Origin of the sequence: Erwinia sp. SLM-02 (assembly GCF_037450285.1) — a bacterium.
In the GTDB taxonomy this organism is placed as follows: domain Bacteria; phylum Pseudomonadota; class Gammaproteobacteria; order Enterobacterales; family Enterobacteriaceae; genus Erwinia.
Genome location: NZ_JAQISN010000006.1, coordinates 129,515 through 137,420 on the forward strand (window position 1 = coordinate 129,515; position 7,906 = coordinate 137,420).

The following is a 7,906-nucleotide window of genomic DNA, read 5'->3' on the forward strand; positions in this document are numbered from 1 at the left end:
GTTGATAGGGCTAATCGTTGATTGCTATCCTATCTATCGCCACGGGCTATCGTGGTCAGGAGGATAAGATGAATATTCGTGATCTTGAGTATCTGGTTTCACTGGCGGAACACCGTCATTTTCGTCGGGCAGCGGATGCCTGCCATGTAAGCCAGCCGACCCTTAGCGGGCAGATACGCAAGCTGGAAGATGAGCTGGGCGTCATGCTGCTCGAGCGTACCAGCCGTAAGGTGCTGTTCACTCAGGCCGGTCTTTTACTGGTGGATCAGGCACGTACCGTACTTCGTGAAGTGAAGGTACTGAAAGAGATGGCCAGTCAGCAGGGTGAGGCGATGTCCGGCCCGCTGCATATCGGGCTGATTCCGACCGTTGGCCCCTACTTGCTGCCGCAGATTATTCCGTCACTGCACAAAACGTTCCCCAAGCTGGAGATGTATCTGCACGAGGCGCAAACGCAGCAGCTGCTGGCGCAGCTTGATAGCGGTAAGCTGGATTGTGCCATCCTCGCGCTGGTGAAAGAGTCGGAAGCGTTTATTGAAGTGCCGCTGTTTGATGAACCGATGAAGCTGGCGGTGTATCAGGATCACCCGTGGCACGATCGCGATCGCGTCCCGATGTCGGATCTGGCTGGCGAAAAGCTACTGATGCTGGAAGATGGCCACTGTCTGCGCGATCAGGCAATGGGATTCTGCTTCCAGGCGGGAGCGGATGAGGATACGCATTTCCGTGCAACCAGTCTGGAAACGCTGCGTAACATGGTGGCGGCGGGCAGCGGAATTACGCTGTTACCCGCGCTGGCCGTGCCGAAAGAGCGGGTACGTGATGGCGTATGCTATCTGCCCTGCTACAAGCCCGAACCTCAGCGAACCATCGCACTGGTTTACCGCCCGGGTTCACCCCTGCGCGGCCGTTATGAACAGCTGGCAGAGGCGATCCGAACGCATATGCAGGGCGTGATGATTGGCGGTTTAAAACAGGCGATTTAAGCCGTTCAGCGCCGCTACCCGATAGGCCTCGGCCATGGTCGGGTAGTTGAAGGTGGTATTCACAAAGTACTCAATTGTGTTGCCACCGTTTTTCTGCTCCATAATGGCCTGACCGATATGGATAATCTCGGCCGCGCGTTCACCAAAGCAGTGAATGCCGAGGATCTCTTTGGTTTCGCGATGGAACAGGATCTTCAGGCTGCCGACGTTCATCCCGACGATCTGCGCGCGTGCCAGATGCTTGAACTGCGCCCGGCCAACTTCATACGGCACTTTCATCGCCGTCAGCTGCTGCTCGGTTTTACCGACGGAGCTGATTTCCGGGATGGTATAGATACCGGTAGGAATATCTTCAATCAGATGCGCGCTGGCTTCCCCTTTTATCAGAGCCTGCGCGGCGATGCGCCCCTGATCGTAGGCGGCGGAGGCCAGGCTTGGATAGCCAATCACATCGCCCACGGCGTAAATATGCGGCTGCGCGGTCTGATACATGCTGTTGACCTTCAACAGCCCGCGGCCATCGGCCTTCAGCCCGACATTTTCCAGCGACAGCGAGTCGGTGTTCCCGGTGCGCCCGTTAGCATAAAGCAGGCAGTCCGCTTTCAGCTTCTTCCCGGATTTCAGATGCATGATCACGCCATCCTCAACCCCTTCAATTTTCTCGAACTCTTCGTTGTGGCGGATGACCACGCCGTTGTTCCAGAAGTGATAGGAGAGCGAGTCCGACATTTCCTGATCGAGGAAAGCCAGCAGGCGGTCGCGGGTGTTAATCAAATCGACCTTGACGTTCAGGCCACGGAAAATTGAGGCGTATTCACAGCCGATGACCCCGGCGCCGTAGATAATGACATGGCCCGGCTCATGGTGGAGATTGAGGATGGAATCACTGTCATAAACTCGCGGATGGGTAAAGTCGACATCCGGCGGATGGTAAGGGCGTGAACCACAGGCAATCACGAATTTTTCAGCGGTCAGGCGCTCGGTGGTGCCGTCAGGGCTTTCGACCTCAATGGTGTTGGCATCAATGAAACGCGCATCCCCCTGGAACATCTCACAGTGATTCCGTTCGTAGAATCCCTGACGCATACGCGTTTGCTGACTGATAACGTTCTCGGTGTGGTTGAGAATGTCGGCAAAGGAAGAGCGAAGGAGTCGTGAGTGGTCGCTATACAGTGGGTTCTGGTTGAACTCGATAATGCGGCTAACGGCATGGCGCAGTGCTTTTGACGGAATCGTTCCCCAATGTGTACATCCGCCGCCGATATTGTGGTAGCGCTCGATTACTGCAACGCGCGCGCCCTGTTTCACCAGCCCCATCGCAGCACCTTCACCGCCCGGGCCTGAACCAATAATTATGGCGTCGTAATCATAAGACTGTTGCATACCAATACGTCCTATTTTATAAAACAATTTTACAACGATATTCTAACATCCAGCGGGCAACTTCCCAATTCTTACCGCTTTTTTTGCCACCATTTGCCAAATTTCCAGGTTAACAGGCGGTCACAAAGTTTGACGGACTGTACGCTGAAATTTTTGCTATAGTGCCCACTTGCAGGCTAAACAGGCACAAAAATGGGCGTCAGAGCGCAGCAAAAAGAACGTACACGGCGGTCACTTATTGAGGCGGCATTCAGCCAGTTAAGTGCCGAGCGTAGCTTTGCCAGCCTGAGTCTGCGCGAGGTGGCCAGAGAGGCGGGAATAGCCCCGACGTCATTTTATCGTCACTTTCGTGATGTAGATGAACTGGGATTAACCATGGTAGACGAAAGCGGCTTAATGCTTCGTCAACTGATGCGACAGGCGCGTCAGCGCATTGCCAAAGGCGGCAGCGTTATTCGCACTTCCGTGTCAACGTTCATGGAATTTATCGGTGATAATCCGAATGCCTTCCGTCTGTTGCTGCGTGAACGTTCGGGGACATCAGCAGCCTTCCGTGCAGCCGTAGCGCGGGAAATACAGCATTTTATCGCCGAACTAGCCGATTATCTGGAAGTGGAAAATCGCATGCCGCGCAGCTTCACGGAGGCGCAGGCGGAAGCGATGGTCATCATTGTATTTAACGCCGGTGCGGAAGCACTGGATATCGATGCGGGACAGCGTCGTCAGCTGGAAGAACGGCTGGTACTGCAGCTGCGTATGATCTCGAAAGGGGCATATTACTGGTATCGCCGTGAGCAGGAGAGACTGGCTGTGACGCTGGCATCCAACGACTAAAAAGGGGGAGACATGAGTTTAGCTTCAGGCAGAGATAAAGGAACGTTGCTGTTGGCGTTTCTAACCGGACTTTCCATTAATGGAAGTTTTTCTGCACTTTTCAGTTCGATAGTACCCTTTTCACTGTTCCCGATTATTGCGCTGGCGCTTGCCGCCTGGAGTCTGCATCAGCGCTATCTGAACCGCTCAATGCCTGACGGAATGCCGTCACTGGCCGCAGGCTTCTTCCTGCTGGGTATTCTGCTTTATAGCGCAATGGTGCGGGCGGAGTACCCTGACATCGGTTCGAACTTTATCCCGACGATTCTGATGGTGGCGGTCGTATTCTGGATTGTCAGTAAATTTCGCGTACGCAAAGCCGGGTGATTTTCAGGGCGATCTTACGATCGCCCTGACGGTTTAGCGTCGGGTCAACAGTACGCTGCATTCCATATGATGGGTATACGGGAACTGGTCAAACAGCGCCAGGCGAGTCACTTCGTGAGTGGCCGACAGCGTGGCGAGGTTGTTGCACAGCGTTTCAGGATTGCAGGAGATGTAAAGGATGCGCGGATAGGCCTGCACCATTTTCACCGTCTCCTCATCCAGACCGCTGCGTGGCGGATCCACAAAGATGGTCTCGCACTCATAGCTCTTCAGATCGATCCCTTCCAGACGGTTAAAGCTGCGCTCACCGTTCATTGCCTGCGTAAACTCTTCTGCCGCCATGCGAATGATCTGCACGTTATCAATCTGGTTTACGGCGATGTTGTACTGTGCCGAGGCGACGGAAGGCTTGGCGATTTCGGTAGCCAGTACCCGACGGAAGTTACGTGCCAGCGCCAGCGAAAAGTTGCCGTTGCCGCAGTACAGCTCCAGCAGGTCGCCGCTTGAATTGCGGGTGGTATCCAGCGCCCACTCCAGCATTTTAACGTTCATCGCGGCGTTCGGCTGGGTAAAGCTGTTCTCAACCTGGCGGTAAATCATCTCCCGACCATCCACCGTCAGGCATTCATCAACGAAATCCTGGTCGAGGCAGATTTTGGTTTTGGTGGCGCGGCCAATCAGATGCAGGTTAAACCCTTCAGCACGCAGCGCATCGCGCAGCTGCTCTGCTGCCTGCTGCCAGGCTTCGTCCAGCTTACGGTGGTAGAGCAGCGATACCACGATCTGGCCACTCTGCGTAGAAAGGTAATCAATCTGGAAAAGCTTAAAGCGCAGCGCCTGCGTTTCGCGCAGCGTAGCCAGCAGGCGCGGCATCAGGCGATTGATCAGTTCGCTGGCGGCCGGGAAGCTGTCAACGCGGATGCGCTCGCGGGTCTGCTGATCGAAGATGATGTGATAGAGGTCATCGCCATCGTGCCAGACGCGAAACTCGGCACGCATCCGATAGTGGCTGACCGGCGAACGATAGATTTCAACTTCGGGCGCGTTAAAGGCCGACATCATCGACGTCAGGCGGGTTACCTTTTCGGCAAGCTGATCTTCATACTGTTCAACGGGCAGCTGTTCGGGCGTCATAGTGATTCCTGGATGTTTGGCGGAGATAGCCGGGCGATTGTAGGGATTCCACATCTGATGTCCAGCGTTGTGAACGAATTGCCATTATGGATGTCCAGCTATCTGGACTTCCAATCATGTTATACATAAAATGCGCTCTCCGGCCTCCCCATGAGTTAAAAGGGAATCCAGTGAAAATCTGGAGCTGACGCGCAGCGGTATAGAATGTCATGGCAATCGCGCAAGCAGACACTGTCTTACGATGGGAAGTCTTTGCCTTTTACGACACTGAGCCCGAAGACCTGCCGGATTAACGTCGCATTATTACGATCATCGCGTGCTATCGATCGTAAGCCTGCGGCATCCTGCTGGTTTTTTGGATGCTCTATCAATGATAAAAATGAATAAATCGCTGTTTGCCTTTAGCGCAACGGCAATTGCACTCTGGGCGCAGTATGGCTTTGCACAGGATAGTGAAGAAACTCAGGTTGTGACGGCGAACCGCTTTCAGCAGCCGGTTAATACGGTACTCGCGCCGACCACCGTTGTTACCCGTGCCGAAATCGATCGCTGGCAGGCGAAAAGTCTCAGCGATGTAATGCGCCGCTTGCCCGGCGTTGATGCCGTACAAAGTGGCGGAATGGGGCAAAAGACCAGTCTGTTTATTCGCGGGACCAACTCTAATCATGTGCTGGTGCTGATTGACGGCATCCGTCTGAATCAGTCTGGTATCACCGGTTCTGCGGATATCAGCCAGATCCCGCTGGCGCTGGTACAGCGCGTTGAGTATATCCGTGGTGCCCGCTCCGCTGTTTACGGTTCCGATGCTATTGGCGGCGTGGTTAATATTATTACCACGCGCGAAGGCGAAGGTACGACGCTGGAAGCCGGAGTGGGTTCAAACAGCTACCAGAATTATAACGGGTCCACTCAGCAGAAACTCGGTGAAAACACCCAGGTGACACTGGCCGGGGATTACACCTACACCCGCGGTTTCGATGTGGCGGCCGGTTATCCAAACGACTATGGCCCAGCCCAGCCGGATCGCGACGGTTTCATGAGCAAAACGCTTTACGGCGCGTTGAACCACCAGTTTAACGAGCAGTTCAGCGGTTTCGTGCGTGGTTACGGCTTTGATAATCGTACCGGTTATGACAATAGCTATGGTTATACCGTACCGGGTTCGTTAGTCGATACGCGCCAGCTCTACAGCCAGACCTGGGACACCGGGCTGCGCTTTAATCAGGGTATCTACTCCTCGCAGCTTGTTGCCAGCATCAGCCACGTGAAGGATTACAACTACGATCCACGCCTGGGCCGTTACAGCGCCGCAACGACGCTGGATGAAAGCAAACAGTATAATGTGCAGTGGGGCAATACGTTCGCCGTGGGGCAGGGAGCCGTCAGCGGCGGGGTCGACTGGCAGAAGGAAACCACTGAGCCAGGCACCAGCTCGCTGGCAAACAGCACCGAGCTACGCAATACCGGCCTGTATCTGACCGGTCAGCAGCGGCTCGGTGATTTTACCGTTGAAGGGGCGGTGCGCGGGGATGATAATTCTCAGTTCGGCTGGCATAATACCTGGCAAACCAGCGCCGGTTGGGAATTTGTAGAGGGATATCGTTTTATTGCCTCTTACGGTACGGCTTTCAAAGCGCCAAACCTGGCACAGCTTTACAGCAACTTCTACGGCAACGACGATTTAAAGCCTGAGGAGAGCAAGCAGTGGGAAGCCGGCTTCGAAGGTCTGACCGGGCCGGTTACGTGGCATATCTCCGGCTATCGTAATGACATTGATAATCTGGTTGATAGCGATCCAACGACATACCGTTACTACAACATCTCGAAAGCCACCATTAAGGGCGTTGAAGCAACGGCCTCCTTTGATACCGGTCCGCTGAGCCACGAAGTCTCCTTCGACTATCTGGACCCGCGTAACGGTGCAACCAATGAAATCTTACTGCGCCGTGCGAAACAGCAGGTGAAGTACCAGCTTGACTGGACGGTATATGACTTCGACTGGTCGGTGACCTATCAGTACCTCGGCCAGCGCTATGATAAAGATTTCAACGTTTATCCGGAGCGGACGGTGAAAATGGGCGGCGTCAGCCTTTGGGATCTCGCCGTGTCGTATCCGATCACATCCCATCTGACTGTTCGTGGTAGAATTGCCAACCTGTTCGATAAAGACTACGAGACAGTGTATGGCTATGAAACCCCTGGACGGGAATACTACCTCAACGGCAGTTACACCTTCTAATCTGCGCCCCACCGTGCTGGTTTTTGACTCCGGCGTCGGTGGGCTTTCAGTCTATGATGAGATCCGCAAGCTCCTGCCGGATCTCCATTATCTCTACGCTTTCGATAATGTTGCCTTTCCTTATGGTGAAAAGTCGGAAGAGTTTATCGTTGAACGGGTTGTGTCCATCGTTGAGGCAGTCACACTTCGTCATCCTCTGGCGCTGGTAGTGATTGCCTGCAACTCGGCCAGCACGGTGACCCTGCCTGCATTACGCGAACGTTTCTCCTTCCCTGTGGTGGGGGTGGTGCCTGCCATCAAGCCTGCAGCACGTTTAACCCGTAACGGGATTGTGGGTCTGTTAGCAACTCGCGGTACGGTAAAGCGTCCTTATACCCATGAGCTGGTGGCGCGTTTTGCCAGCGAGTGCAAAACCGAGATGCTGGGTTCAGCAGAGCTGGTGGAGCTGGCGGAAGCCAAACTGCACGGCAAGCCGGTTGCTATAGAAGAGGTGAAACGGATTTTGCAGCCCTGGCTGCGTATGAAGGAGCCGCCGGATACGGTTGTACTGGGATGCACGCACTTCCCTCTTATTAGTGAAGAGCTGCAGCAGGTGCTGCCGGAAGGGACCCGACTCATTGATTCCGGAGCCGCTATTGCTCGTCGTACCGTCTGGTTGTTAGAGAATGAATCGCCAGAAGCTTTTTCTACAGACAGTAATATCGCTTACTGCATGGATATTACGGAACAGGCAGTACAATTAATGCCCGTTTTACAGCGATACGGGTTTGAAAAGCTCGAAAAACTCGCTCTCTGAAGCACTTTTGGATAAAAAAACGGCACTCAAACATCTTTTTTAAATTAGCCCTTGTCAGCCGCCAGAAAATCCCTATACTGCGCCTCCACTGACACGGAACAACGGCTTACAGGCCAGCGTGTTAGAGGTTCAGGAAGTTGTCTGAACCGCCGGAAAAAACTTCTCAAA

At 54.1% G+C, this 7,906-nt stretch carries 7 protein-coding genes and 1 riboswitch; of the genes, 5 read left to right on the forward strand and 2 right to left on the reverse strand.

Going from position 1 to position 7,906, the window contains the following annotated elements; genetic code table 11:
• The first annotated feature begins 68 nt into the window (after positions 1-68).
• Positions 69-986 (forward strand): DNA-binding transcriptional regulator OxyR, encoded by a 918-nt coding sequence (gene oxyR / locus PGH32_RS23655; RefSeq protein WP_105594509.1) that lies wholly within the window; start codon positions 69-71, stop codon positions 984-986.
• Here oxyR and sthA read toward each other — a convergent pair.
• Positions 969-2,369: a Si-specific NAD(P)(+) transhydrogenase gene (gene sthA, locus PGH32_RS23660; RefSeq protein ID WP_314425621.1), complete on the reverse strand. Its 1,401-nt coding sequence runs from the start codon at positions 2,367-2,369 to the stop codon at positions 969-971. The two genes, oxyR and sthA, sit on opposite strands and share 18 nt — an antisense overlap.
• 192 nt (positions 2,370-2,561) lie before the next feature.
• Between sthA and fabR the strand changes: the two genes are divergently transcribed.
• Positions 2,562-3,203, forward strand: a complete 642-nt coding sequence (gene fabR / locus PGH32_RS23665; protein ID WP_105594510.1) for an HTH-type transcriptional repressor FabR — start codon at positions 2,562-2,564, stop codon at positions 3,201-3,203.
• Between the two features lie 12 nt (positions 3,204-3,215).
• Positions 3,216-3,569, forward strand: a complete 354-nt coding sequence (locus tag PGH32_RS23670; protein ID WP_314425619.1) for a YijD family membrane protein — start codon at positions 3,216-3,218, stop codon at positions 3,567-3,569.
• A 33-nt stretch (positions 3,570-3,602) separates the two neighbouring features.
• Here PGH32_RS23670 and trmA read toward each other — a convergent pair whose 3' ends face one another.
• Positions 3,603-4,703, reverse strand: a complete 1,101-nt coding sequence (gene trmA, locus PGH32_RS23675) for a tRNA (uridine(54)-C5)-methyltransferase TrmA (RefSeq protein WP_337895355.1) — start codon at positions 4,701-4,703, stop codon at positions 3,603-3,605.
• 123 nt (positions 4,704-4,826) lie between these two features.
• Positions 4,827-5,007: riboswitch (cobalamin riboswitch) on the forward strand.
• 66 nt (positions 5,008-5,073) lie between these two features.
• Here trmA and btuB point away from each other — a divergent pair.
• Both btuB and murI read left to right on the forward strand, forming a co-directional pair.
• Positions 5,074-6,942 (forward strand): TonB-dependent vitamin B12 receptor BtuB, encoded by a 1,869-nt coding sequence (btuB, locus tag PGH32_RS23680; protein WP_337895356.1) that lies wholly within the window; start codon positions 5,074-5,076, stop codon positions 6,940-6,942.
• Positions 6,887-7,738 (forward strand): glutamate racemase, encoded by an 852-nt coding sequence (murI, locus tag PGH32_RS23685; RefSeq protein ID WP_314425612.1) that lies wholly within the window; start codon positions 6,887-6,889, stop codon positions 7,736-7,738. The genes btuB and murI overlap by 56 nt, the downstream gene beginning before the upstream one ends.
• The last annotated feature ends 168 nt before the right edge of the window (positions 7,739-7,906 follow it).